The sequence below is a fragment of the Tsukamurella sp. DT100 genome, assembly GCF_049844855.1.
In the GTDB taxonomy this organism is placed as follows: Bacteria; Actinomycetota; Actinomycetes; order Mycobacteriales; family Mycobacteriaceae; genus Tsukamurella.
The window spans coordinates 214401-239826 of sequence record NZ_JBNCLV010000005.1; the positions used below are offsets into that span (position 1 = coordinate 214401).

A 25426-nucleotide genomic window follows, 5' to 3' on the forward strand; every position below is an offset into this window, starting at 1 on the left:
ACGCCTCGCCGGCCCCCGCTGTTCCGGGGACCGGCGAGCAGGGCTCAGACCGCCGCACCGTCGACCCGCACACCGGGACGAGGAGCGCGGCGCCGTCGCTCGGCGGCGATGCTCGCGGCGGCCAGCAGGGCGCCCGCACCGCTCAGGGCGACGCCGATCCACACCGGCGACGTGGGGCCGCCTCCGAGGCTGATCCCCGTGCCGCCGAGTTGTGCACCCACCGCGTTGCCCAGGTTGAACGCCGCGATGTTGGCCGACGAGGCGATGAGCGTCGCGGTGCCGGCGTTCCGCAGCACGCGCAGTTGCAGGGCGGGCACCGTCGCGAAGCCGATGAGGCCCATGACGGCGAGCGCGACCGCGACGAGCGGCTTCGAGCCCGCGAGCACCGCGACCGCCGCGATGGCGAGGGGCAGGAGCACGGCGAACGTGAGCAACGCGCGGTCCGCGTCCCGGTCGGCGGCACGACCGCCCACGAGGTTGCCGGCGAACAGGCCAAGACCGAACAGCACCAGGAGCCAGGGGATCGCGGCGGCGCCGAAGCCGGTCACGGACCGCAGCAGCGGCTCGATGTACGTGAAGGCGCCGAACAGCCCGCCGAAGACGAGAGCCGTGACAGCGCAGGCGATCCAGACGGACGGGCGCAACAGCACCGACAGTTGGGTCCGCACCGAGGTCGTCTCGGCGGGCACGCTCGGCACCAGGACGGCGATCGCCGCCATGGCCACGAGCCCGATCACGGCGACCGCGACGAACGTGGCCCGCCACCCGAATCGGTGACCGAGCGCGGTACCGGCGGGGACGCCGAGCACGTTGGCGACGGTGAGCCCGGCGAACATCAGCGCGATCGCCGACGCCTGGCGGTCGGGCGTGACCAGCCGCGCCGCGAGCACGGCGCCGATCCCGAAGAAGCCGCCGTGGCACAGCGCCGCGAGGATCCGACCCGCCATCACCAGCTCGTAGGTGGGGCCGGCCGCGGAGAGGGCGTTCCCCGCGACGAAGAGGGCGAGCAGGATCAGGAGCGCGGTCTTCGGCGGCCGCGACACCAGGGCGAGCGTCACGGTGAAGGCGCCGAACACGACGCCGAGCGCGTAGCCGGTGACCAGTCCACCGGCGACGGGGATGCTCACGCCCAGGTCGCTCGCGACGTCGGAGAGCAGGCCGGTGATGGAGAACTCCGTCAGCCCGATCCCGAAGCCGCCCATGGCGAGTGCGAGCAGTCCGGGGTGCAGGCGACGGTGCGAGGTGGCGGTCATCATCGGGCTCCGTTCAGGGTCGCGCGCAGCCAGACGGCAAGGTCGCGCTGGAGGTCGGTGGCGGCGTCGAGCACGGCGTCCATCCAGTAGAAGCCGTGCAGGGTGCCGGGATAATCGCGGTAGTCGACGGCACCGCCCGCTGCCCGGAGAGCCTCCGCGTACTGCCGGCCGTGGCCGCGCAGAACGTCGAACTCCGCCGTCGCGACGAAGGCCGGTGGGAGTGCGGTGAGATCGTGCGCGTTCAGGGGCGCCGCGCCGGTCGGCACGTCGCCGTCGGGAAGGTATTGGCTCCAGAACCATTCCATGTCGGCGGGCGACAGGCTCACCTCGTCCGCGGCGAGGTCGTCGTACCCACCGGGCCGCAGCGGCGGGTAGAGGACCGCGTGGGCGGCGATCGGCGGTCCGCCCCGATCCCGGACGCGCTGCACGAGCGCGGCGGTGATCGTCCCACCGGCGCTGTCGCCGATAACCGCGATCCGCTCCGGATCCACGTCGAGCGCGCCGGAGGCGATCCACTCGAGCACGGCCGCGGCGTCGTCGATCGCCGCAGGGTAGGGGTTCTCGGGCGCCTTCCGGTAGTCGACGGTGACAACGGTGAAGCCCGTGGCGAGCGCCAGGAGCCGCGCGGGTTCGTCGCTGACCTCGATGTCGGCGATCACGAAGCCGCTGCCGTGCAGCATGAGGATCACGGGGCCGCCGGGCGGGCCGTCGCGGTAGACGCGCACGGGCAGAGACGATCCCGGGCCGATCACGTAGGTGTGCCGGACGTGGTCGACGTCGGGTGCGCGGCGTTGCAGGTCGAGGTAGCCGCGTCCCGCCCGGCGGGCCTCGGCGACGGTGCCGGCGTGGACGGGCGCGGCGCCGGCGATGGCGGCGAGGTGGGCGGCGGCCTGGGGGTGCAGGGGCATGACGGATCCGTTCTTCGGGCAGCGGGGATCGCCAGCGGTCGCCGCGGTTCGGCGACCCTGGTGGGGAAGGGTTGGGGCTGGGTGTGCGGCTCAGTCGGCCACGCGGTGCCGCAGCAGCGTCAGGGCGTCGTCGTCCGGGCTGCCGGGCGCGGCGCTGAACGCGATCATGCGGGCACCGTCGGACTCGGGGAGGTGGAGCATCTGGTAGCAGAGGTCGAGCCGGCCCACCCACGGATGGTGGAACCGTTTGACGCCGCTGGTGCACAGCTCGACGGCCTGCAGTGCCCACAGCCGGGCGAAGTCGCGATCGAGCACCAGCTCGCCGAGTAGGCCGCGGAGGGCCGCGTCGTCGGGGAACTGGGCGGCGACCCAGCGGAGTGACGCGACGGCCAGCTCGGCCTCCAGTTCCCAATCGACGAAGAGCGACCGGACCTCCGGATCGAGGAAGGTCTGACGTACCTTGTTCGGCGGCGGATCGGCGTGCAGGTCCTCGTACGGGACGTGCGGGGCCAGAACGGCGTTGCCGAGGCGGTTCCACGCCAGGATGTCCTGATTGCTCGAGAGCACCACGGCGGGGGTCTCCATCGCGTCGACGAGTTGGCGCACGCCGACGAATCCGGCGCCGTGCCGATCGATCGGCGCCGCGCCCTCGCCCGACGGACGAGCCAGCTCGAGGAGGTGCAGGCGCTCGACCTCGCTCAGCTGCAGGGCGCGGGCGAGTGCGCTCAGGACCTCGCCGGAGGGATTTCCCGCGGCGCCCTGCTCCAGGCGGGTCAGGTAGTTGACCGAGACCCCGGCGAGCTCGGCGAGCTCCTCGCGGCGCAGGCCTGGGACCCGCCGTCGGCCGTAGCTGGGGAGGCCGAGAGCGTCGGCGTCCACCGCGGCGCGCCGGGAGCGGAGGAAGGACGCCAGGGTCGGGGCGGTCTCATCGATCATGTCCCCGAGTCTGGTCCACTACGCGCGCGGTTGCCTGCCCCTGCGAGGGGCAGGCTTCGCGGCGGCGGGTCAGCGCAGGTCAGGAGCCTTCACAGATGCGGATCTCGCGGACGGCACCGTCACCGAGGGCGGCGAGGGCTTCCTGGTAGGCGGGGGAGTCGTGCGTTGCGACGGCCTGCTCGAGGCTGTCGAATTCGATGACCGTGGTGCGCTCGATCTTCCCCGCCTCGTAGGCGACGGCGGCCTGGCCGCGGACGATGAAGCGTCCGCCGCCGTCGGTGATCGCGGGCCCGCCGATGGCCGCGTACGCCGCCATCTTCTCGGGGTCCTTGATCTCCTGGTAGAACGCGATCCAATACGCCTTCGCCATCATCCGTCTCCTTCTGTCAGTACTTACGGGGAGTGTGCACGATCCGACCGCCGGAGCGTTCGGTGACCTCGGTGCGCGAGGACCCGACGATGAGGAGGCAGCGCATGTCCACCTGCTCGGGTTCGAACGCGCCGAGGGTGGTCACCGTCAGCGTCTCCTCGGGCGAGCCGACGGCGCGTCCGACGATGACGACGGTCTCGGGGGAGCGCACCTCGAGCAGCACCTCGCGCATCCGTACGAGCTGCTCGCGGCGCGTCCTCGACGCCGGGTTGTACACGGCCAGTGCGAGGTCCGCCGCGGCGACCGCGCGCAGCCGCTCCTCGATGACCTCCCAGGGCTTGAGGTAGTCCGAGAGCGAGAGCACCGCGTAGTCGTGGCCGAGGGGCGCGCCCACGCGGCTCGCGACGGCGTTCGCCGCCGTCATACCCGGCAGCACGCGGACGGGGACGTCGTGGAAGGCGGGATCGGCGGCCACCTCCGCGACGGCGGAGGCCATCGCGAACACGCCGGGGTCGCCGGAGCTCACCACGGCGACGCGGGCACCGCCGGCCGCGAGTTCCAGCGCGTGCCGGGCGCGGTCGGCCTCCACGCGGTTGTCGGAGGCGTGCACGCGCTGGCCCGGCCGCGGGCGCACCCGGTCGGTGTAGGTCTGATATCCGACGATGTCCGTCGCCTCGGACAGTTCGTGCCGCACCTCCGGGGTGGTCCACGCCTCGTCGCCGGGGCCGAGGCCGACGACGACGACCTCGCCGCGCTCACCCGACGGCGCCGCGGGCGCGTTGATCCGGCCGGGCACGAGCACCGTCGCGAAGTACGGCACGTCCTCGGCGCTCACGTCGCCCACCGCGAGCACCCGCTCGTCCGCGCGGCTGGCCCGCTCGACGTACCAGGCCGCGCCGTCCCTATCGGCGTCCTGCAAGGCGCCGCGAACGGTCGGGAAGGTCCTGCCCAGCTTCATGATCGCGGCGGCGTCCGTGTCGCCGAGGCGGCGGCGCAGCTCGGATGCGGGGAGCGTGCCGGGCAGCACGGTGAGCACCTCGTCGGCCTCGACCAGCGGCACACCGGTGGCGGCGGCCGCGGCGCTCACGGACGTGACGCCTGGGACCACGACGCACTCGAACCGATCACGCAGCCGCTTGTGCATGTGCATGTAGGAGCTGTAGAACATCGGGTCGCCCTCGGCGAGCAGCACGACGTTGCGCCCCGCGGTCAGGTGCTCGGCGAGCTCCTCCGCGGCGCCGGCGTAGAAGTCGTCGAGCGCGCCGCGGTAGCCGCCGGGGTGATCGGTCGTCTCGGTGGTCACCGGGTACATCAACCGGATCTCCGCCTGGCCCTCGCGCAGGTACGGCGCGGCGCACGCACGCGCGTTCGAGCGGCCGTGCCGCGCACTGTGATAGGCCACCACATCGGCCTCGGCGATGAGGCGCGCGGCCTTGACCGTGACCAGCTCCGGATCGCCAGGACCCACGCCGACGCCGTACAGGATCCCCGTCACAGCTCCTCCTCCCGCGCCAGCGCGTTGAGCGCCGCCGCCGTGATCGCGCTGCCGCCGCGGCGGCCCAGCACGGTGATGTACTCGACGCCCAGCCCCGCCGCCTCCGCGACGAGCGCGTCCTTCGACTCGGCGGCGCCGATGAAGCCGACCGGGATCCCCACGACGACCGCGGGTTTCGGCGCGCCCGCCGCGAGCAGGTCGAGCAGGTGGAACAGGGCCGTCGGCGCGTTGCCGATCGCGACGACAGCGCCCGCCATGCGTTCGCCCCACAGCTGCAGGGCCGCGGCGCTGCGCGTGTTCCCGATCTCGGCGGCCAGCGCGGGCACGCGCGGATCGCGCAGCTGGCACAGCACCTCGTTGTCCTCGGGCAGGCGGGCGCGGGTGACGCCGTGCACCACCATGTTCGCGTCCGCGAGGATGGGCGCCCCGGCGCGCAGCGCGGAGCGTCCGGCCGCGACGGCGCCGGCGGAGATGCGGATGTCGCGATCCAGATCGACCTGGCCGGCGGCGTGGATCATGCGGACCGCCACCGTCTCCGCGTCGGCGGCGAGGGCGGCGAGGTCCGCCTCGGCGCGGATCGTGGCGAACGATCGCCGGTAGATCTCGGCGCCGTCGGTGAGGTAGTCGTGCACCCGGGAAGTCTATTCGCCGGGCTCGCCGGTCACGACCACCCGTCGGTGTTCGCCCGACGGTGCGCCGCAGCCGCGCTCGCACGCGACCACGTGGACCCGCTCGTCGTCGGCGATGTCGTCGGCGATGTCCGCCGCGTGCGCGAGCGAATCGCCGTGCGCGCGGGCGCATCCGTGATCGCCGACGCACGCGCTCACCCGCAGGAGCGGCGCGTTCGCGTCGAAGATCAGGCCCATCGGCGCGAGGACCCGCACCACGGTCTCCGCAACGCCCTCGTCGAGGCCGTGCACGTGTACCGTCCGCCACGGCGTGATCGTGATCGGGTGGTCCACGGCGGCGACGAACTGCGCGGTGCGCGGGTCGAGCCGGCCCAGCGGAACGCCCATCCCGAGCGTCACCGAGCCGTCGGGCCGGTCGAACCAGCCGACGGGAGGCGGCGTGGGGGGCGCGGGCACGGAACGGGGCCCGGTGGTGCGCCCGCCGAGCGCGGCGGCGATGCGGTCGGCACCGTCGGGCAGGTCGTGCACGCGCCATTCGTCGCCGCGCAGGTCGAGGAACGCCTGCGCGGCGTCGAGCAGCGCGTCGACGGTGCCGGGCAGGTCGGTCGGCCGCCCGGCGAGGTGGAGCACGCCGCCGCGCGACTCGGCGTCCGCGGCGAGCGCCGCGACGTCGCCGGCGCCGTCGTCGAGGGCGAACAGGAACCGACCCGGGAGCTCGGCGAGGGCGGCGCGCGCCACGAGCGCCCGGTCGAGCGCCGCGGCGGTCTCCCGGAGCTCGCCGGCCTGCGGCGAGGCGACGATGTTGCGCACGCGCTCGTGTGTCGGCGAGGGCAACAGTCCCGCGTCGGCGAGACGCCCGCGAGCGGCGTCGAGGTCGGCGACGCCGCGCAGCTGGACGTTGCCGCGCGAGGTCAGCTCGATCGGCTCGTCACCGGCGAGTTCCGCGAGGGCGACGAGCTGAGCGGGTTCGAGCGCTCCGCCGGGCAGCCGGACCCGGACCAGGGCACCGTCGGCCGCGGCGTGCGGTCGCAGGACCCCCGGGCAGGCGTCGGGTTGCTTCGGCTGCAGGACGATCAGTCCTCGAAGTGGACCGGCGGCAGGGTGATGACGTGGCCGGCGTAGGCCAGGCCGGAGCCGAAGGCCATGACGAGCGCGGTCTGGCCGGGCTTCGCCTTGCCGGTGCGCAGGAGCTCCTCGACGGCGAGCGGGATCGACGCCGCGGAGGTGTTGCCGGTGGTCACGATGTCCTCGGCGACCACGCAGTCGTCGCGCAACTCGAGCGCCTTGATGAGCACCTGGGTGATCCGCAGGTTGGCCTGGTGCGGCACGAAGACGTCGATGTCCTTCGAGGTGAGGCCGGCGAGCTTGAGCGCCTCCTGGCACGCGGGGAGCAGCGCGGTCGCGGCCCAGCGGAAGACCTTGCGGCCCTCCATGCGCAGGAACGGGCGGACGGGCGCCTCGGTCGTGGTGTCGTCCCGGAAGGCGTGGACCTCGTCGAAGTACGTGCCGAAGTCCTTGTCCTGGAAGATCGCGGTGGTGAAGTCGCCGTCGGCGCCCCACGACACCTGGGAGACGCCCACCTCCTCGGACGGTCCGAGCACGGCCGCGCCGGCACCGTCGGCGAAGATGAACGCGCAGGTGCGGTCCTCGGGCGAGATGAGATCGGAGAGGCGCTCGACGCCCACGACCACGACGTACTTCGCGGTGCCGGCGCGGATCAGGTCGGTGCCGACGGCGGCGGCGGTGGTGAAGCCGGAGCAGCCGGCGGTGATGTCGAACGCGGGGACGCCGACGCGGCCCAGCTCCTTGGCGATCTGCGGGGCGAGCGAGGGGCCCAGCTCCAGGCGGGTGTTCGTCGCGGAGATGACGCAGTCGACCAGCTGGGGATCGATGCCGGCGGCCGTGATCGCACGCTCGGCGGCCTTGACCGACATCGACAGGATCGTCTCGTCGTCCTCGGCGAAGTGCCGCGACTCGATGCCCGAACGGGTCTTGATCCACTCGTCGCTCGAGTCGATCTTGTCGACGATCTCGGAGTTGGGCACCACGCGCCGCGGTCGGTACGCGCCGATCCCGAGGTAGCTGACGTTCGACTGCTCAGCGGGGGCGGGAGGGGCGATCCGGGCGGGGGCGGTCATGCGTGAGGTACTCCGTTCGAGGGGTGGCGCGGATGAACCATTCGGTTCATCGACCCGTCATTGGTAACATGAACCGAGCGGTTCAAACAAGCGCCGCCACGCCGCGTGGCGGACTCCACTTCGGTGGACGTCCGCTGTTTCCGAAGAGTCGAGGAGGGTCCGGCCACGATGCCCACCGCCCCGAAGCCGCGCCCCCGCCCCCGCGTGCGACTGGTCAACACCGCGCTCAACCTGGTCGGACGCCACGGCTTCGCCGACGCCGGCCTCGCCGAACTCACCGCGCAGTCGCAGGCTTCCAAGAACTCGCTGTACCAGTACTTCCCCGGCGGCAAGGCCGAGCTCGTGGAGGCGTCCACGTCGCTCGCGGGCCGCCGCCTGCTCCGGTACATCGACGCCGCGACCAGCAAGGGCGAGCCGCACGAGTGGATCGGCCGGTTCATCGAGCTGTGGAAGCGGGTGCTGGTCCGCTCCGAGTTCCAGGTCGGGTGTCCGCTCCTGGCGGCCGCCCTGGCCGACGGCGCGCCCCGCGTGCAGGACGCCGCCACCGCCGCGTACACCGAGTGCGAGCGCCGGTTCGCCTCCGCGCTGGTCGATTACGGGGTCGAGGAGCGCGGCGCGCTCGTCTTCGCCTCCGTCTTCATGAGCTCGATCGAGGGCGCGGTCGCCCGGGCCCGCGCCGCCCGCGACATCTATCCGCTCACCGACGTCTACCACTCGATGATGGCCCTGCTCGACCTGACGATGGCGGCTCCCGACGTGGTGCGGGGCGCTACAGTCGCCGAATGACCGACGGCGACTACACCCACTGGCTGGACGACTGCTACTCCGTCGATTCCGAGGGACTGCGGTCGTATGGCCGGGCCACCCGATCGCCGCACGTCCCGTACGCGAGCAGCCGGATCATCCCGCGGGACACGCCCGTCCCGCCGCTCATCGTGGCGGATCCGGTGTTCAAGGTGGCCGCGCGGCTGCTGGCGGAACAGATCGAGCAGTTCAACGTCGGCCGGCTGCTGCACGTCTCCCAGACGGTCCGCCAGGTGACGCCGATCCGGATCGGCGACGTCGCGTCGCTGGGAGCCCGGATCTCCGACCGCGTGACGCGAGCCGGGATCGACCTGTTCACCGTGGACTGCGTCGTGCGCGTCGGCGGCGAGACCCGGATCGAGACGTCGAGCGTCGTCGCCTATGCCGGCGGCGACGAGGCGAACACCGACCTCGTCGACGCGGCCGCTCCCGGCATCGTCATGCACGACGCCGTGCTCTGAACGCGCTCACTCGACGACGATCACCCGCAGGTTCCGGGGGCCGTGCACGCCCTCCACGCGGTCCAGCTCGATGTCGCTCGTCGCGCTGGGCCCGCTGATCCAGGTGAGCGGGCGGATGTGGACGCCGGTGTCCCGTAGCCGCGCGACCGCCGCGGGGACGTCGTCGACGATCCGGTCGGCGTGGACGATGCAGACGTGCACGTCTGGCACCAGGGTGACGGCCCGGCGCCCCTGGCCCGGGCCGTGGTCGAGCACGATCGTCCCGGTGTTGGCGATCCCGACGGTGGCGGTGGTCACCACGGCAGCGGCGGCGTCGAGCCGGTACGGCGAGAGGCCGTCGTCGTCGAGCCAGGGGAGCGGGCCGGGCACCAGGTCCCGCACCACGGCATCGCCGAGTACATCCGCCGCCCCGTCGATCGGCCCGAGCAGCTCGCGCACCGTCGCGCCGAGATCGGGGGCGGCGCACCGTCGGACCTGGGCGCGGTAGTCGGCCACCCGTTCCGCGAACCGGTCGACGACGTCGAGGTCGCCCGTCCCGACGGGCCGGCCGTACGTCCAGGGGATCGGGGTTTCGGCGGTGTCGCGGTCGCCGACGTCGGCGAGCGCGGCGCGTACGCGGCCGAGGATCTCCTCGCGTGCGGTCATCGGCCGTCGCCTCCCTCGTGTTCGCGGGCCCACCACTGCCGGAAGGTCTCCGTCGGCGGGACGGGGGTGTCGCGCTCGGCGCTCCAGCCGTGCATCGGACCCGGGAGCTTGCCGAACGTCGTGCGACGGCGGAAGATCCGGCCACCGAGGGTCGCCACTCGTTGCGCCGCGCCGAGCCTGCCGGCGCTGCCGAACATCCACGCCGCACCCTTCATCGCGGCGGCCTCGGGCTTGGGGACGCCGCCGCGCGCCTCGTCGACCACCCGGGTCCGCAGGTGGACCAGCAGGTCCGGGATGGGGATCTTCACGGGGCAGGCGTCGAAGCAGGCGCCGCAGAGCGTGGAGGCGTAGGGCAGCGAGGCGTCGACCGCGGACGACGTGCCACGCAGCTGCGGCGTCAGGATCGCGCCGATGGGGCCGGGATAGACGGAGCCGTAGCTGTGGCCGCCGACCCGCTCGTACACGGGGCAGACGTTCAGGCACGCGGAGCAACGGATGCAGCGCAGGGCGGAGCGACCCACCTCGTCGGCGAGGACGTCGGTGCGATGGTTGTCGAGCAGCACGATGTGCACGGCCTCCGGCCCGTCGCCGTCGCCGGAGGGCCCGGTCCAGATCGAGGTGTACGGGTTCTCGCGCTCGCCCGTGCTGGAGCGGGGGAGCACCTGCAGGAAGACCTCGAGGTCGTCGAAGGTCGGCAGGATCTTCTCGATGCCCACCACCGAGATGAGGGTCTTCGGCAGCGTGAGGCACATGCGGCCGTTGCCCTCGGACTCCACCACTACGAGGCCGCCGGTCTCGGCGATCGCGAAGTTCGCTCCGCTCACGCCGACTTCGGCGCGGAGGAACTTCTCCCGCAGGTGCAGGCGCGCGGCCTCGGCGAGCCGGGCGGGCTCGTCGGTGAGGTCGTCGGGGGCGGGGCGGCCGACCTCCTTCATCCGGCGCCGGAAGATGTCGCGCACCTCGGTGCGGTTGCGGTGGATCGCGGGCACCAGGATGTGGCTCGGCCAGTCCTCGCCGAGCTGCACGATGAGCTCCGCGAGGTCGGTCTCCCAGGCGTCGATCCCGGCGGCGGCCAAGGCCTCGTTGAGCTCGATCTCCTGGGTGGCCATGGACTTCACCTTCACCACCTCCTCGGCGCCGGCGGCGCGCACCAGCTCGATGACGATCCGGTTCGCCTCCTCGGCGTCGCGGGCCCAGTGCACGACCGCGCCCGCGGCGGTGGCGTTGGCCTCGAACTGTTCGAGGTAGTGGTCGAGGTGCCGCAGGGTGCGGTTCTTGATCGCCTCGGCCGCGTCGCGCAGCTCCTCCCAGTCGTCGAGCTCGCCGACCACGGACGCGCGCTTGCCGCGGATGACCTTCGTGGCGTGCGCCAGGTTGCGGCGCAGCGTGGTGTCGCCCAGTGCCTCCCGGGCGGCGTCCGGGAACTTGGGCATGCCGACGAACGTGCCGGTCACGCCGACGTGCGGATGTCCGGTGGTCACCGCGGGGCCCCTTCCGTGGACGCCAGGATCTCGGCGAGGTGGACGGTGCGCGTGCGGTCGCCGGTGCGGGACATGAGCCCGCCGATGTGCGCGAGGCAGGAGTTGTCGCCGGCGACGAGGTACTCGGCGCCGGTGTCCCGGACGCGTCCGGTCTTGTCCAGGCCCATCGCCACGGAGACGTCGGCGTTCTTCATGGCGAAGGTGCCGCCGAAGCCGCAGCACTGGTCGGCGTCGGGGAGCTCCACGAGGTCGATGCCGCGGACCGCGCGGAGCAGGCGCAGCGGGCGGTCGCCGACGCGGAGCATGCGCAGCGAGTGGCACGTGGGGTGGTAGGTCACGCGGTGCGGGAAGTAGGCGCCCACGTCGGTCACGCCGAGGACATCCACGAGGAACTCGCTGAGCTCGTGAACCCGGGGCGTCAGCTCGTCGACGGCGGTCCGGAGCCCGCGGTCGCCGGCGCGGTCCGCGAGGCTCGCGTGCTGGTGCCGCACGGACCCGACGCACGATCCCGACGGGGCGACGACGGCGTCGTAGCCGGCGAAGACGTCGACGAAGCGCCGGACGCCGGGGATCGCTTCGTCGGCGTACCCGGTGTTGGTGAAAATCTGGCCGCAGCACGTCTGGGCCTGCGGGAACTCGACGTCGACGCCGAGGCGTCGCAGCAGTCGGACCACGGCCTTCGGGGTCTCGGGCCACATCGTGTCGTTGAAGCACGTGGCGAACAACGCGACTTTCACGAGGCCTCCGTCCGGTCGATGTCGTGTGGTCTGACCACAGAATCGAAGGTAGGGTGACGGGGACCACATGTCAACCGACGCACGCTCCCCGTGGAAGGCTGAGGGACATGACGCTCGACCCACCGGACTGGCGGCCCGTCGCTCGCACCCGCACGTACCACCTGGTCATCAGCGCGATCGAGGAGCAGATCCTGGCGGGCTCGCTCCGCGTCGGTGACGCGCTGCCCGCCGAGCGCGACCTGGCGGCGCGACTGGAGGTGAGCCGGCCGGCGGTCCGGGAGGCGTTGCGCGTGCTGGAGGCGCAGGGCGTCGTCACGTCCGGCACCGGCAGCGGGCCCCGCGCGGGCACCTTCGTCAGCGCCGTGCCCGCCGATTCCCTCTCCCACTTCCTGCGCCTGCACATGGCCCTCAGCAACTTCGAGTTCCCCGAGGTCGTCGAAGCGCGCGTCCTCCTCGAGCGGTCCTCGGTCTCGCTCGCGGCCCGCGACGCCGAGACCGCGGCGCTGGCGCCGGTCCGCGCCGCGCTCGCCGCGATGGATGCCGCCGGCGACGACCGCGCCGCCTTCAACGACGCCGACACCGATTTCCACACCGCGATCGCCGAGGCCTGCGGGAACCGCCTCGTCACGACGGTGACGGTCGCCATCCGCGGCGCCCTCCGCCCGGGGATCCTCGCCGCGTTCGAGGAGATCGACGACTGGCCGGCGCTCACCGCGGTCCTGCAGGAGGAGCACCGGGCGATCCTGGCCGCGATCGAGGCGGGGGACTCCGCCCGCGCCGCCGAGCTCACGGAGGCGCACATCCGCGGCGCGTACGGTCGCCTGCCCGGACTGCACTCGGGCACGATCGTCTGAATCGGCGCCCACTAGGGTTGGTGAGGTGATCCTTCTCCTCTCCACCTCGGACACCGACCTCCTCAGCGCGAAGGCCAGCGGCGCCGACTACCGCTGGGCCAACCCCGCGCGGATCAGCGTGGAGCTCGACCTCCCCGGCCTGCTCGACGGTGCCGACATCGTGCTGGTGCGCATCCTCGGCGGCCGCCGCTACTGGGAGAGCGGCCTCGACGCGCTGGCGGCCAGCGGGAAGCCGGTCGTCGTGGTCTCGGGGGAGCAGGCGCCCGACGCCGACCTCATGGAGGCCTCGACGGTGGCCGCCGGCGTCGCCACCCAGGCACACGCCTACCTCGCCGAGGGTGGCCCCGACAATCTGGCGCAGCTGTACCACTTCCTCTCGGATACGGTGCTGCTCACCGGCGACGGCTTCGAGCCCCCGGTTGCGGCGCCGCAGTGGGGGATCGTGGACCGGCCCGCGGCGGCGCAGGACGGCCCGCGGATCGGCGTGCTGTACTACCGCGCCCAGCACCTCGCGGGCAACACCGCCTACATCGACGCGCTCGCCACGGCGATCGAAGCGCGCGGCGCCGTGGCGGTGCCGATCTTCTGCGCCTCGCTGCGCACCGCCGACGACGCCCTCTTCGCCGAGCTCAGCACGCTCGACTCCCTGGTCGTCACGGTGCTCGCCGCGGGCGGCGTCAACGCCGCCGGTGCCGCGGCCGGCGGCGACGACGAGTCCTGGGACGTGGGCCGCCTCGCCGCGCTCGACATCCCGATCCTGCAGGCCCTGGCGCTCACCACCTCCCGCGAGCAGTGGGAGGGCAGCGACGACGGCCTCAGCCCGCTCGACGTGGCGACACAGGTCGCGATCCCGGAGTTCGACGGCCGGATCATCACCGTGCCCTTCTCCTTCAAGGAGATCGGCGACGACGGGCTGCCCGCGTACGTCCCGGACGCCGAGCGCGCCGACCGGGTCGCGGGCCTCGCGCTGCGGCACGCGCGGCTGCGCTCCATTCCGAACGCGGACAAGAAGATCGCGCTCATGCTCTCGGCGTACCCCACCAAGCACGCCCGCATCGGCAACGCCGTCGGCCTGGATACGCCGCAGTCGGCGCTGGAACTGATCCGTCGCCTCGCGGACGCGGGCTACGACGTCGGCGCACCGTCGGACATCCCCGGGCTCGAGGCCGACGACTCCGACGCCTTCATCCACGCCGTCATCGCCCGTGGCGGCCAGGATCCGGACTGGCTCTCCGACGAGCGGCTCGACGGGAGCGAGGTCACCGTCGACCCCGCGACCTACCGCGCCTGGTTCGCGACGCTCCCGCAGGACCTGCGCGACGCGGTGATCGAGCACTGGGGCGAGGCGCCCGGCTCGCTGTTCACCACCGGCTCGGGCGATATCGCGATCGCCGCGCTGCGGTTCGGGAACCTCACCGTCATGGTGCAGCCGCCGCGCGGCTTCGGCGAGAACCCCGTCGCGATCTACCACGACCCGGACCTGCCGCCCAGCCACCACTACCTGGCGAGCTACCGCTGGCTCGCCGACCGCGAGCACGGCTTCGGCGCCGACGCGGTCATCCACCTCGGCAAGCACGGCAACCTGGAATGGCTGCCCGGCAAGACGCTCGGCATGTCCGCCTCGTGCGGCACCGACGCCGCGCTCGGCGACCTGCCGCTGATCTACCCGTTCCTGGTCAACGACCCGGGCGAGGGCACGCAGGCCAAGCGCCGCGCGCACGCCGTGCTCGTCGACCACCTCATCCCGCCGATGGCGCGCGCGGAGAGCTACGGCGACATCGCGCGGCTGGAGCAGCACCTAGACGAATACGCCAACGTGCAGAGCCTGGACCCGGCGAAGCTGCCGATGATCCGGCAGCAGATCTGGACGCTGCTGCAGGCGGCGAAGCTCGATCACGACCTCGGCCTGGAGAACCAGCCCGACGAGGACGCCTTCGACGACATGATCCTGCACGTCGACGGCTGGCTGTGCGAGATCAAGGACGTCCAGATCCGCGACGGCCTGCACATCCTGGGCGCGGCACCGTCGGGCGACGCGGAGACCGACCTCGTGCTCGCCATGCTCCGGGCCAAGCAGATGTGGGCGGGCTCCGTGCACACGCCGGGCCTGCGCGAGGCGCTGGGCCTGGAGGAGGACGGCACCGCGTCGAAGGCGAGGACGGACGAGTTCGAGGCCCGCGCCCGCGAGCTCGTCGTCGCCGCCGCGGCCGCCGACTGGGCACCGTCGGCGATGCCGGGCCTCACGGACGACCCGGCCGTGGCCAAGATCCTGGACTTCGCGGCGACCGAGGTCGTGCCCCGACTGCGCCGCACCGGCGACGAGCTCGACCACGTGCTGCGCGCGCTCGCCGGCGGCTTCGTGCCCGCGGGCCCGTCGGGCTCGCCGCTGCGCGGGCTGATCAACGTGCTGCCGACCGGCCGCAACTTCTACTCCGTGGACCCGAAGGCGGTGCCCTCGCGGCTCGCCTGGGCGACGGGGCAGGAGCTGGCCGCCTCGCTGGTCTCGCGGTACTGCGGCGAGCACGGCGAGTACCCGAAGTCGGTGGGGCTGTCGGTGTGGGGCACGTCGGCCATGCGTACCGCCGGCGACGACATCGCCGAGGTGCTGGCGCTGCTCGGCGTCACGCCCGTGTGGGACGAGCAGTCCCGGCGCGTGTCCGGCCTCGAGGTCATCGGACTGGAGGAGCTCGGCCGCCCGCGCATCGACGTCACCGTCCGCATCTCCGGCTTCTTCCGCGACGCCTTCCCGCACGTCGTGGCGATGCTCGACGACGCCGTGCAGCTGGTGGCGCAGCTCGACGAGCCGGACGACTCCAACTTCGTCGCCGCGCACACCCGCGCCGCGCTCGCGGACCACGGCGATCCCCGTCGGGCCACCACGCGGGTGTTCGGCTCCAAGCCCGGCACCTACGGCGCCGGCCTGTTGCAGCTCATCGACTCGAAGAACTGGCGCAGCGACGCCGACCTCGCCGAGGTCTACACGGCCTGGGGCGGCTACGCCTACGGCCGCGGGCTCGACGGTGCGCCGGCCGCCGACGACATGCGCGCCGCGTACCGGCGGATCAACGTCGCGGCGAAGAACATCGACACTCGCGAGCACGACATCGCCGACTCGGACGACTACTTCCAGTACCACGGCGGCATGGTCGCGACGGTCCGTCACCTCACCGGTTCGGACCCCGAGGCCTACGTCGGCGACTCGACCCGGCCGGACGCGGTGCGGACGCGCACGCTGAGCGAGGAGACGAACCGCGTCTTCCGCGCCCGCGTCGTGAACCCGCGGTGGATGGCGGCGATGCGCCGGCACGGCTACAAGGGCGCCTTCGAGATGGCCGCGACGGTCGACTACCTCTTCGGCTTCGACGCCACCGCCGGCGTGATGGCCGACTGGATGTACGAGAAGCTCACCGAGAACTACGTCCTCGATCCCGAGAACCGGAAGTTCATGGAGGAGTCCAACCCGTGGGCGCTGCACGGCATCGCCGAGCGGCTCCTGGAGGCCTCGCAGCGCGAGCTGTGGAAATCCCCGGACCCCGAGCTCCTCGCCGCCCTCCAGCAGGCCTACCTCGACACCGAAGGCGACCTCGAGGACCGCTGATCCCCGATTGAACGTCGTTTTGGAGAACGCCACCTGCGGGTTTCCTCTCCAAAACGTCGTTCAATTGCGAGGGGGCCGGGAACCATTCGCCCGGTTCGCCCGTTGTACCGGTATGAAGCTCTTCGCGTTCCTGACCTACATCGTCGTGGAGATCGCGGCGTTCGCCGGGCTGGTGTCCTGGCTCGGCTTCGGCTGGGCCGTGCTGGCGATGATCGGCGCCACCGTGCTCGGCGTGCTCATGCTGCGCCGGACCGCCGCGGGCGTGCTCCGCGACCTCGGAGAGGCCCTCGACGGGCAGCGGTCCGCGGGCCCCGCGCTGATGGACACTGCGATCCTCGCGGCGGCCGTCTTCCTGCTCGCCGTGCCCGGCGTGGTGAGCACCGCCCTCGGCCTGCTGCTGTTGGTCAAGCCGGTGCGCGCGGTGGTCCGGCCCGCGGTCGCGTACGTCGGCGCCAAGCGCGTCGCGTCCTTCGTCGAGGAGTCCGGCCTGGTCACGGTCCTCGCCGGCCAGCCGCGCGGCTACGGCACCGTCGTCGACGGTGACGTGGTCACCGACCAGCGCACGCCGGCCGAGCCCGTGGTCGACTTCGGCGGCCCGGGACCGCGCCCGGGGTACCGCGAGTTGCCGCCCGCCCCGTAGTTGGCAGACTGGTCCTTCGTGACCACCGAACTGCTCGTCGGCGGGCGGATCTACACGCCCACGTCCACCACCGCCACTGCGATCGCCGTCGAGAACGGGGTGATCGGCTGGATCGGGGAGGATCGCGCGGCGCGGGCCCTGCACCCGGACGCGCAGGTCACCGACCTCGCCGGCGCCTTCGTCGCGCCCGCCTTCGTCGACACCCACGTGCACGTGACCGCGACGGGCCTCGCGCTCACCGGCCCCGACCTCACCGGCGGACTCGACGCCGTCCGCGCGGCGCTCTCCGGCGCCTCCGGCGACACCGTCATCGCCCGCGGATGGGACGACACGACCTGGGAACGCCCGCTGCAGCGCACCGACCTCGACGAGCACCGCGTGATCTACGCGGCCCGCATCGACGAGCACTCCGCGCAGGCCAGCACCGCGCTGCGCGCCCTCGCGCCCGGCCTGGAGGGCCTCGCCGGCTTCTCGCCCGACGGTCCGCTCACCGCCGCCGCGCACCACGCCGTCCGCGCGGCAGCCACCGACGCTCTCACCGCCGCGCAGATCACCGCCGCCCAGACCGCCGCCCTCGACGCCGCCGCGGCCGCCGGTATCGCCGCCGTCCACGAGTGCGGCGGGCCCGACATCGCGGGGGAGCGCGACTTCACCCTCCTCGGCGCCCTCGACCACGGCGTCCACGTGCGCCGCTATTGGGGCGAGGCCGCCCGCGACGCCGACCACGCCCGCGCGATCATCTACCGCACCGGGGCGGACGGCCTGGCCGGCGACCTCTTCGTCGACGGCTCGCTCGGCAGCCGCACCGCCCTGCTGCACGCGCCGTACGCGGACGCACCGTCGACCGGCGTCGCCTACCTCGACCAGGACGCCGTCACCGCGCACGTCCTGGCCTGCACCCGAGCCCGGATCCAGGCAGGCTTCCACGCCATCGGCGACGCGGCGGTCGCCCGGGTGGTCGCCGCGTTCGCGGCGGCCGTCGACGCCTTCGGCGGGCCGCGGGTCGCCTCCTGCGGGCACCGGATCGAGCACGCGGAGATGGTCACACCGGACGAGGCCGCGAAACTCGGCGACTGGGGCGTCAACGCCTCGATGCAGCCGCAGTTCGACGCCCTGTGGGGCGGCCCCGACGGGATGTACGCGCGCCGCCTCGGCGCCGAGCGTGCCGCGACCCTCAACGACTTCGCCCTGCTCGCGAAGAACGCCGTGCCGCTCGCCTTCTCCTCGGATTCGCCCGTCACCCCGCTCGATCCCTGGGCCACCCTCCGTGCCGCGACGCAGCACCACACGCCGGGCAGCGCCGTCTCGCCCCGCGCCGCGTTCGCCGCCGCCACCCGCGGCGCCTGGCGCGCCGGGGGAGTCCGCGACGGCGTCGCCGGGACCCTGGTCCCCGGCGCGCCCGCGACGTTCGCGGTGTGGGACGCCGACGAGCTGGTGGTCCGCGCACCGTCGGACGCCGTGCAGCGCTGGTCGACCGACCCCCGCGCCGGCGTCGCGCCGCTGCCCGACCTCGCGCCCGGCGCCCGCCTGCCCCGCTGCCAGCGCACCGTGGTCGACGGCCGGACGGTGTTCGCGGCGTGACACTCCTGGTCCGCGGGGGAGCCGCGCTGCTCGCCGGCGTCGCGCTGTTCTTCGCCTTCCCGCCCGCGGGCCTGTGGTGGCTCGCGCCGGTCGGCGTCGCGGTGCTCGTCGCCGTGCTCGCCACCCGCGAGCGCCCGACACTCCGCGGCGGCTTCGGATACGGCATCCTCGCCGGTCTGGGCCTGTTCATCCCGCTGCTGAAGTGGATCGACTCCATGGTCGGAGCCCTCCCGTGGATCGGCCTCGGGATCACCTGCGCGCTCTACTACGGCGCCTTCGGGCTGATCGCGACGCGCGTGGCCCGCGCCCCCGGCGGCCCCGTCTGGGTCGCGGCGGCGTTCTCCGTGACCGAGTGGGCCCGCGCCTCCTTCCCCTTCGGCGGCTTCCCGTGGGGCCGGCTCGCTTTCAGCCAGGCCGACGGTCCGCTGCTCGCCCTCGCTCGGTACATCGGCGCGCCCGGCCTGTCCTTCGTGGTGGCGCTGCTCGGCGCGGCCCTCGCCGCCGCGGGCGTCGCGGCGTACCGTCGCGCGGACCGTCGGACGTTCCTGCTGCCCGCGGCCGCGGCCGCCCTCGTCGCGATCGGCGCGGCGGCGGCGTGGCCGGCCGTCGGCGCACCGTCGGCGGGGCGCGAGGTGACCATCGCCGCGATCCAGGGGAACGTGCCGGAGCAGCGCTGGGACGTCGCGACCCAGCGCGAGGCCGTGCTCACCAACCACCTGACCGAGACGCACCGACTCGCGACCGAGGTCCGGGAGGGTCGCCAGAAGCAGCCCGACGTGGTGATCTGGCCGGAGAACTCCTCGGACGTCTCCCCGGAACGCGACCCGGATGTCGCGGCCCGGATCCGCGCGGCGGCCGCCGACGTGGGCGCCCCCATCCTGGTCGGCACCGTGCACTACGACGGCACCGGCCGCTACTACAACAGCATGATCCTCATCGACGCGAGCGGCCCGCTGGAGCGGCACGACAAGGCGATCCTGCAGCCCTTCGGCGAAACCATGCCGATGAGGGACTTCTTCCGCCTGTTCAGCGACTACGTCGACCTCGCGAACGATTTCACCCCGGGCAGCGGGCCGGGCGTGGTGCGCCCGAACGGCGTCCCGCTCGGCGTCGCCACCTGCTACGAGGTGGCCTTCGACCGGGCGCTGCGCGGCTCCGTCGAGAACGGCGCGCAGGTGCTCACCGTGCCCACCAACAACGCCACCTTCGGCCGCACCGGGATGACCTACCAGCAGCTCGGCATGTCCCGCGTCCGGGCCGTCGAGCTGGACCGCGACGTGGTGGTCGCGGCCACCACCGGGGTGAGCGCCCTGGTGCGCCCCGACGGCGAGGTGACCCGGCAGACGAGCATCTGGACCAACGACCACCTCGTCGAGACGATCCGCCTGCGCGACGGCCTCACCCCGGCCGCGCGACTGGGGGATTGGGGCGAGGTGGCACTGCTCGTGGCCACCCTCTGCGGAATCGCGATGGCGATAAGGCACGATGGAGGTCTGTTTCAGCCCCGCCCACGGACCGAGGAACCTGCATGAGTGAGACGTCAGCGCCGTCGTCGAAGACGCTGGTGATCATCCCCACGTACAACGAGCTGGAGAACCTGCCGCTCATCGTGGGCCGGCTGCACCGCGCGCAGCCCGGTGTCGACGTGCTCGTGGTCGACGACAACAGCCCCGACGGGACCGGCGACCTCGCCGACTCGTTGGCGGCCGAGGATCCCCGGATCCACGTGCTGCACCGGGCCGAGAAGAACGGCCTCGGCGGCGCCTACATCGCGGGCTTCAAGTGGGCCCTGGAGCGCGACTACCGCGTCATCGTCGAAATGGACGCCGACGGCTCGCACGCCCCGGAGCAGCTCGAGCGGCACCTCGCCGCGATCGACGCCGGCGCCGACCTGGTGATCGGTTCCCGCTACGTCTTCGGCGGCAAGACCGTGAACTGGCCGCTCTCGCGCCAGCTGATCTCGCGCGGCGGCAACGTGTACAGCCAGGTCATGCTGGGCACCCGCATTCGCGACATCACCGGCGGCTACAAGGCCTTCCGCCGCGAGACCCTGGAGGGCCTCGGCCTCGACGAGGTCGAGTCGCTGGGCTACAGCTTCCAGATCGACCTGACCTGGCGCGCCGTGCAGGCCGGCTTCACCGTGGTCGAGGTGCCCATCACCTTCACCGAGCGGGTGATCGGCGACTCGAAGATGAGCGGCTCGATCTTCAAGGAGGCGGCCACCCTGGTGCCGAAGTGGGGCTTCCGGGCCCGCAAGCGCAAGCTGCAGAAACTGCGCGGCAAGTAGGACCGCAGGAACGCCGAAGGGCCCCGGAGTGATCCGGGACCCTTCGTGTTCGTCGGACGAACCTCGCGTTACTTACCGCGCCGCGCCTTGAGCAGGTCCAGCCGCTCCTTGAGGAGCTCCTCGAGCTCGCCCTCGGACCGCCGCTCGAGCAGCATGTCCCAGTGCGTGCGCGGCGGCTTCGCCTTCTTCTCCTCAGGTGCGACCCCGTCGATCAGGGTGCCCTCGAGCCCGTTCTTGCACAGCCAGGTGCCGGGGAGCTCGGCGTCGTCCGCGAACGGGACGTCGAACTCCTCACCGTTGTCCGTGCGGTACCGCGCCACCCGGCGCGGAGCGAGGTCGTGGTCCCGATCCGTCTCATAGCTCACCGCGCCAAGGCGGCTGCCCCGTAGAACTCGATCTGCCATGCTTCTCCCAACCTCATGCCTACGCCGAACATTCCCAGTCTACCCGGTTCACTAGACTGCGGCCCATGACCACCGCTCGCCGTCGCAGGTCCGCCGCATGTGCGTGGTGCGGGCGCGAGGTGGTCTCCGAGGGGCCGGGCCGCACCCGCAAGTACTGCCGCCGGTCCTGCCGGCAGCGCGCCTACGAGTCCCGCAACGCCCTCGCCGGTACCTCGTTGCCTCCGGATTCCGTGGTCCTCACCGCGGACGAGGCCGAGTCGGTCGGGGAGCGTATGTTCGAGGTGAGATGCGCCGCGGAGGACGTGCGGACCGCCATCGCCGAGGGCGCCGAGCCGGCCGAACTCGCCGAGCTCGCGGACCGGCTCGTCGAGACCGCGCGCGCCGCAGAACGCCTGCGCTGACCACGCGCCGAACCACGAGAGGGAAGTCGATGACCCACGCCCGGACGCGGTTCGCCGCAGTGCTCCTCGCGATGCTGCTCGCCGTCGCGTCGTGCGCGTCGGACAAGCCCACCCCGGTGATCTCGCAGGAGCCCGCGCCGCCCGCGCCCGCGGCGCTGCCCGCGGACTGGAACGAGTCGACGGTCCAGGTGCCCGTGAGCGCGGGCGCCGCCGTCTACGTCTCGCCGCGCAACCCGCAGCGACTGCGCGCCGCGCTGATCCTCGCCGGGTCCGACCGGGCCGGGCAGATCGCCGCGCGCGAGCTCTCGGTGATGCTCGCCCAGCACGGCGTGGCCTCGCTGCGGTTCGACGGCGCACCGTCGGACGCCCCGGACTACGCGGCCCAGCTGGACCGCGCGGGGAAGGGTCTCACGGCGCTCGCCGAGCGGTCCGGCCTGGGCGACGACCGGCTGCTGGCCGTCGGGCACGGTGCGTCGGCGGCCCTGACACTTGCGCTGGGCACCGGCGCCACCGGACGCGCTGCCGTGCCGATGGCCCTCATCGAGCCCGTGCTGACCGGCCTGCCCGCGGGGACGCCCGACGTACTGCGCACCGCGATGACCCTGCCGCCGCAGAAGCACAACATCGTCACCTGCTCGGACGCGGACGTCGCGGTCGACTGCTCCGCCACGCAGGACCTCGCCGACGTGATGACCGGCACCCACGCGAACTACGTGCGGCTGCGCGGCGTGAGCCACGCCCTGCAGGAGGACGCCTCCCGCGATCCGGCGCGCTACGGAAGCGACCTGCCCTTCTCCGCCACGCTGTTCCGCTCGCTCGGCTCGTGGGTGACGATGCAGTGACCCGGGCTCGGCGGGGAGCACCCGCGCTGGCGGCGGGCGCCGCGGTGGCGTGGTCCAACGCGGCGCTGCCGCGCCTCGCGGACCGGTTCGGCTGGAACCGGGACGCCCGCTCGGCGGCGACCCTCGCCTTCTGCGCCGCGGACGCCGCCCTCGCCCGGTCGCACGTCCCGACGGCGGCTGGCGTCGCCGCCGGGGGAGCGCTCGCCGGGGCGGGCCTGGCCCTCGTCCGGCCTGTGCGGCGGGAGGCACCGTCGAACCGGGCGAAGTGGGTCCTCGTGGACATCCCGCTGGGCACCGCGCTGCCGGAGGAACTGCTCTTCCGCGGGGCGCTGACGCCGGCGCTGGAGGCCGCCTACGGCCGACGGGCGGGCGCCGTGGCGGGGCCGCTGACGTTCGGTTTGTGGCACGTCGGCGCCGCGCACAGCGCTCACGACCCCGTCCTTCCGACAATCGGCGTCACCGCGGGCTTCGGGGCCCTGATGGACGCCCTCGCGCGACGAACCGGCAGGTGGTGGCCCTGCTTCGTGGTCCATTGGATGCTGAACGCGAGCGGTGTGATCCTCAGCTCAGGTTCAGGGATTTCTTCACCTGAGGCCCTGGACCCGTAGAATCGTGCGCAAAGCTTGATACCGCAGGAGGAACAACGATGACTGACCGGAACCTCGGTCCCACCGGCGTCGACCGGCGCGGCTTCGCACGCCTCGGCGCGGGCGCCGCAGCGGCGATCGTCGCCGCGACGGCCTCCGCGGCCGTCGCGGGCGCGGCGCCCACCACCCCGTCGCGCCCGACCACCCCGCGCCCGGCCACGCCGCGACCCACCGGCCCGTCCACGCCCTCGGGCGCCACCGAGACGAGCACGACCGTCGCGGCCTCGCCGGAGCCTCCCGTCGCCACCAAGACCGGCTGGGTCGCCCTCGCGGACGACAACACCAAGCAGATCACCGTGTGGCACGACGGCGAGGTCGTCAAGACCATGCCGACGTCCTTCGGCACCAACAAGCACCCCACGCCGAACGGCACGTACTACACCATGGAGAAGAAGCGCGACATGTACATGGACTCGTCCACGTACGGCGTGCCGGTCGACTCCCCGGAGGGCTACCGCACCTACGTCGAGTACGCCACGCGCATGTCCTGGAGCGGCATCTTCGTGCACGCCGCCCCGTGGTCCGTGAACCAGCAGGGCGTCTCCAACGTGAGCCACGGCTGCCTCAACGTGAGCACCGCCAACGGCAAGTACTTCTACGACAACTTCCCGATCGGCTCGCCGATCGTGGTGCGCAACACCGTCGGCGGCACCTACGTGCAGGGCTCGTAGGCCCCTTCCCGGAGGGCCTCCCGGCCCGCACACGACGAAAGAACCCGCCCCCTCCTCGGAGGGGGCGGGTTCTTCCGGTTCCGGGTCAGGCGATCAGACGCCGGCCTTCGACGCCGCCGCGACGGTGCCGAACTTCAGCTCGGGGGCGTCGACGCGCGAGCGCTGGTAGTCCAGCGAGTCCAGCACGAAGTTGTGCCGGATCATCCACGGCTGCTCCGTGGCGGCCTTGGGCATCGCGTCGGGCGACCGCTGCACGTAGCCCGAGCTCAGGTCGAGCGCGGGGTGCTCGGTCAGCACCTTGCCGCCGACCTGCGGCTCGACGTGCGTGTAGCCCTTGACCACCATGTGGTTGAGGAGGCGGGCGATGCCGCGGGCCGAGATGTCGGCGCGCAGCGTCCACGAGTTGTTGGTGTAGCCGATGATGAACGCGAAGTTCGGCACACCCTCGAGCATGTAGCCGTTGTACGCGAACTTGTCGTTGGGCTTGATCGGGGCGCCGTCGACGTTGACCTCGACGCCGCCGAAGGCCAGCAGCTGCAGGCCGGTCGCGGTGATCACGATGTCGGCCTCGAGCTCACGGCCCGAGGTCAGGCGGATGCCCTTCTCGGTGAAGGTCTCGATGGTGTCGGTGACCACCTCGGCCTTGCCGTCCTTGATCGTCTTGAACAGGTCGCCGTTCGGGACGACACAGAGGCGCTGGTCCCAGGGCTCGTACTTCGGCTTGAAGTGGACGTCCACGTCGTAGCCCTCGGGCAGCATGGCCTGGTTGAGCTTGCGCAGGAACTTGCGCGAGGTCTTCGGGAACGACCGTGCGAGGACGTACTGGCCGACGTTGATCACGGCGTTCACGTTGCGAGTGATGTTGTGCGAGACGGTCGCCGGGAGCACCTTCGCGCCGAACATCGTCAGCGGGTCGGCGTTGGGGACCGGCAGCACGTACGTGGGGGAGCGCTGCAGCATGGTGATGTGCTCGACGTCGTCGGCCATCGACGGGATCAGGGTGATGGCGGTGGCGCCGGACCCGATGACCACGACCTTCTTGTCCTTGTAGTCGAGGTCCTCGGGCCAGTGCTGCGGGTGCACGATCTGGCCCTGGAACCGGTCCACGCCGGGGAAGGGCGGCTCGTAGCCCGCCTCGTAGTTGTAGTAGCCGGTGCACGCGACGAGGAAGCGCGACTGGTACACGACCTGCTCGCCGTCGCGCTCCGCCGTGACGGACCACAGGTCGGTACGCGAGTCGAAGTCGACGGTGCCGACCTTGGTGTTGAAGCTGATGTTCTTGGTGATGCCGAACTTCGCGGCGGCCTCTTCGATGTAGGCCTTGATCTCCGGGCCGCTGGCGAGGCGGTTGGTGCCCTTCCACGGGAGGAAGGGGTAGCTGAGGCTGAAGATGTCGGAATCGGAGCGGATACCGGGGTACTTGAACAGGTCCCAGGTGCCGCCCATCTCGGCGCGCTGCTCGAGAACGGCGTAACTGAAGTGCGGGATCTCGTTCGACACGCGGTAGGCGGTGTCGATGCCGGCGAGACCGGCGCCCACGATGAGCACGTCCTTGTAGATCGCCTCGGGATTGGCCACGGGAGTCTCCTCGTCGAAGTGGTGACGGTCCCGGCGGTGGCTGCCTACTGAGACCAATTCAATAAC

The 25426-nt window shown here is 72.6% G+C and carries 25 protein-coding genes and 1 pseudogene; 12 read left to right on the forward strand and 14 right to left on the reverse strand.

Annotation, left to right across the window (positions count from 1 at the left end; translation table 11 throughout):
* Nucleotides 1-44: 44 nt before the first annotated feature.
* The 9 genes and pseudogenes from ACLQ3K_RS14170 to ACLQ3K_RS14210 all read right to left on the reverse strand — a co-directional run bounded on the left by ACLQ3K_RS14170 (nt 45) and on the right by ACLQ3K_RS14210 (nt 7729).
* A complete protein-coding gene (locus tag ACLQ3K_RS14170) occupies nt 45-1253 on the reverse strand; it encodes an MFS transporter (protein WP_426000116.1) in 1209 nt (402 codons plus the stop codon).
* Nucleotides 1253-2161: an alpha/beta hydrolase gene (locus ACLQ3K_RS14175; RefSeq protein ID WP_426000118.1), complete on the reverse strand. Its 909-nt coding sequence runs from the start codon at nt 2159-2161 to the stop codon at nt 1253-1255. The genes ACLQ3K_RS14170 and ACLQ3K_RS14175 overlap by 1 nt, the downstream gene beginning before the upstream one ends.
* A gap of 90 nt (nt 2162-2251) precedes the next feature.
* Nucleotides 2252-3097, reverse strand: a complete 846-nt coding sequence (locus tag ACLQ3K_RS14180; RefSeq protein WP_426000120.1) for a helix-turn-helix domain-containing protein — start codon at nt 3095-3097, stop codon at nt 2252-2254.
* A gap of 79 nt (nt 3098-3176) precedes the next feature.
* Complete coding sequence (locus tag ACLQ3K_RS14185; RefSeq protein WP_224647135.1) at nt 3177-3467, reverse strand: DUF1330 domain-containing protein; 291 nt, start codon at nt 3465-3467, stop codon at nt 3177-3179.
* A gap of 16 nt (nt 3468-3483) precedes the next feature.
* Complete coding sequence (locus tag ACLQ3K_RS14190; RefSeq protein WP_426000122.1) at nt 3484-4962, reverse strand: precorrin-2 C(20)-methyltransferase; 1479 nt, start codon at nt 4960-4962, stop codon at nt 3484-3486.
* Nucleotides 4959-5594 carry a precorrin-8X methylmutase gene (locus tag ACLQ3K_RS14195; RefSeq protein ID WP_224647131.1) on the reverse strand — a complete coding sequence of 212 codons (636 nt, stop codon included), beginning with the start codon at nt 5592-5594 and terminating at the stop codon, nt 4959-4961. The genes ACLQ3K_RS14190 and ACLQ3K_RS14195 overlap by 4 nt, the downstream gene beginning before the upstream one ends.
* 9 nt (nt 5595-5603) lie before the next feature.
* Complete coding sequence (locus ACLQ3K_RS14200) at nt 5604-6401, reverse strand: hypothetical protein (RefSeq protein WP_224647192.1); 798 nt, start codon at nt 6399-6401, stop codon at nt 5604-5606.
* A 117-nt stretch (nt 6402-6518) separates the two neighbouring features.
* Nucleotides 6519-6668, reverse strand: a pseudogene (locus tag ACLQ3K_RS14205) (hypothetical protein); the annotation flags it as partial.
* Nucleotides 6665-7729, reverse strand: coding sequence for a beta-ketoacyl-ACP synthase 3 (locus ACLQ3K_RS14210; protein ID WP_224647129.1), 1065 nt, complete (start codon nt 7727-7729; stop codon nt 6665-6667). The pseudogene ACLQ3K_RS14205 and the gene ACLQ3K_RS14210, both read right to left, overlap by 4 nt.
* 168 nt (nt 7730-7897) lie before the next feature.
* On the opposite strand from ACLQ3K_RS14210, the gene ACLQ3K_RS14215 reads away from it, so the two are divergent.
* Entirely contained in the window at nt 7898-8515 is a 618-nt protein-coding gene (locus ACLQ3K_RS14215) for a TetR/AcrR family transcriptional regulator (RefSeq protein ID WP_224647128.1), read from the forward strand.
* Nucleotides 8512-8994: an FAS1-like dehydratase domain-containing protein gene (locus ACLQ3K_RS14220; protein WP_224647126.1), complete on the forward strand. Its 483-nt coding sequence runs from the start codon at nt 8512-8514 to the stop codon at nt 8992-8994. Before ACLQ3K_RS14215 ends, ACLQ3K_RS14220 begins: the two co-directional genes overlap by 4 nt.
* A gap of 6 nt (nt 8995-9000) precedes the next feature.
* On the opposite strand, the gene ACLQ3K_RS14225 is transcribed toward ACLQ3K_RS14220, so the two are convergent.
* From ACLQ3K_RS14225 to ACLQ3K_RS14235, 3 genes are read right to left on the reverse strand one after another with little or no spacing between them, the layout of a single operon-like run.
* On the reverse strand, nt 9001-9639 hold the full coding sequence (locus ACLQ3K_RS14225; RefSeq protein WP_426000126.1) for a LutC/YkgG family protein: 639 nt from the start codon (nt 9637-9639) through the stop codon (nt 9001-9003).
* Nucleotides 9636-11072: a LutB/LldF family L-lactate oxidation iron-sulfur protein gene (locus tag ACLQ3K_RS14230; protein WP_426000440.1), complete on the reverse strand. Its 1437-nt coding sequence runs from the start codon at nt 11070-11072 to the stop codon at nt 9636-9638. Before ACLQ3K_RS14230 ends, ACLQ3K_RS14225 begins: the two co-directional genes overlap by 4 nt.
* A 44-nt stretch (nt 11073-11116) precedes the next feature.
* On the reverse strand, nt 11117-11857 hold the full coding sequence (locus tag ACLQ3K_RS14235) for a (Fe-S)-binding protein (RefSeq protein WP_426000128.1): 741 nt from the start codon (nt 11855-11857) through the stop codon (nt 11117-11119).
* A 107-nt stretch (nt 11858-11964) separates the two neighbouring features.
* On the opposite strand from ACLQ3K_RS14235, the gene ACLQ3K_RS14240 reads away from it, so the two are divergent.
* The 6 genes from ACLQ3K_RS14240 to ACLQ3K_RS14265 all read left to right on the forward strand — a co-directional run bounded on the left by ACLQ3K_RS14240 (nt 11965) and on the right by ACLQ3K_RS14265 (nt 20817).
* Nucleotides 11965-12711, forward strand: coding sequence for a FadR/GntR family transcriptional regulator (locus ACLQ3K_RS14240; protein ID WP_336670260.1), 747 nt, complete (start codon nt 11965-11967; stop codon nt 12709-12711).
* A gap of 25 nt (nt 12712-12736) precedes the next feature.
* On the forward strand, nt 12737-16309 hold the full coding sequence (cobN, locus tag ACLQ3K_RS14245; RefSeq protein ID WP_426000130.1) for a cobaltochelatase subunit CobN: 3573 nt from the start codon (nt 12737-12739) through the stop codon (nt 16307-16309).
* A gap of 112 nt (nt 16310-16421) precedes the next feature.
* Nucleotides 16422-16949: an FxsA family protein gene (locus ACLQ3K_RS14250; RefSeq protein ID WP_336670258.1), complete on the forward strand. Its 528-nt coding sequence runs from the start codon at nt 16422-16424 to the stop codon at nt 16947-16949.
* A gap of 18 nt (nt 16950-16967) precedes the next feature.
* Nucleotides 16968-18530 (forward strand): amidohydrolase, encoded by a 1563-nt coding sequence (locus tag ACLQ3K_RS14255; RefSeq protein ID WP_426000133.1) that lies wholly within the window; start codon nt 16968-16970, stop codon nt 18528-18530.
* Nucleotides 18527-20062 (forward strand): apolipoprotein N-acyltransferase, encoded by a 1536-nt coding sequence (gene lnt, locus ACLQ3K_RS14260; protein WP_426000135.1) that lies wholly within the window; start codon nt 18527-18529, stop codon nt 20060-20062. The genes ACLQ3K_RS14255 and lnt overlap by 4 nt, the downstream gene beginning before the upstream one ends.
* Complete coding sequence (locus tag ACLQ3K_RS14265; protein WP_415678480.1) at nt 20059-20817, forward strand: polyprenol monophosphomannose synthase; 759 nt, start codon at nt 20059-20061, stop codon at nt 20815-20817. The genes lnt and ACLQ3K_RS14265 overlap by 4 nt, the downstream gene beginning before the upstream one ends.
* 68 nt (nt 20818-20885) lie before the next feature.
* Here the strand turns inward: ACLQ3K_RS14265 and ACLQ3K_RS14270 are convergent, their stop codons facing one another.
* Nucleotides 20886-21221 carry an RNA polymerase-binding protein RbpA gene (locus tag ACLQ3K_RS14270; RefSeq protein WP_068534369.1) on the reverse strand — a complete coding sequence of 112 codons (336 nt, stop codon included), beginning with the start codon at nt 21219-21221 and terminating at the stop codon, nt 20886-20888.
* Between the two features lie 65 nt (nt 21222-21286).
* Between ACLQ3K_RS14270 and ACLQ3K_RS14275 the strand changes: the two genes are divergently transcribed.
* Genes ACLQ3K_RS14275 through ACLQ3K_RS14290 form a run of 4 tightly spaced genes read left to right on the forward strand, consistent with a single transcriptional unit; the run spans nt 21287 to nt 23782 of the window.
* Nucleotides 21287-21622, forward strand: coding sequence for a hypothetical protein (locus ACLQ3K_RS14275; RefSeq protein ID WP_224647113.1), 336 nt, complete (start codon nt 21287-21289; stop codon nt 21620-21622).
* A gap of 29 nt (nt 21623-21651) precedes the next feature.
* Nucleotides 21652-22464 (forward strand): hypothetical protein, encoded by an 813-nt coding sequence (locus ACLQ3K_RS14280; RefSeq protein WP_224647111.1) that lies wholly within the window; start codon nt 21652-21654, stop codon nt 22462-22464.
* On the forward strand, nt 22446-23072 hold the full coding sequence (locus ACLQ3K_RS14285; protein ID WP_426000138.1) for a CPBP family intramembrane glutamic endopeptidase: 627 nt from the start codon (nt 22446-22448) through the stop codon (nt 23070-23072). The genes ACLQ3K_RS14280 and ACLQ3K_RS14285 overlap by 19 nt, the downstream gene beginning before the upstream one ends.
* Nucleotides 23073-23110: 38 nt before the next feature.
* Complete coding sequence (locus ACLQ3K_RS14290; protein ID WP_224647108.1) at nt 23111-23782, forward strand: L,D-transpeptidase; 672 nt, start codon at nt 23111-23113, stop codon at nt 23780-23782.
* A 93-nt stretch (nt 23783-23875) separates the two neighbouring features.
* On the opposite strand, the gene ACLQ3K_RS14295 is transcribed toward ACLQ3K_RS14290, so the two are convergent.
* Nucleotides 23876-25360, reverse strand: a complete 1485-nt coding sequence (locus ACLQ3K_RS14295; protein ID WP_426000140.1) for a flavin-containing monooxygenase — start codon at nt 25358-25360, stop codon at nt 23876-23878.
* Nucleotides 25361-25426 lie beyond the last annotated feature (66 nt).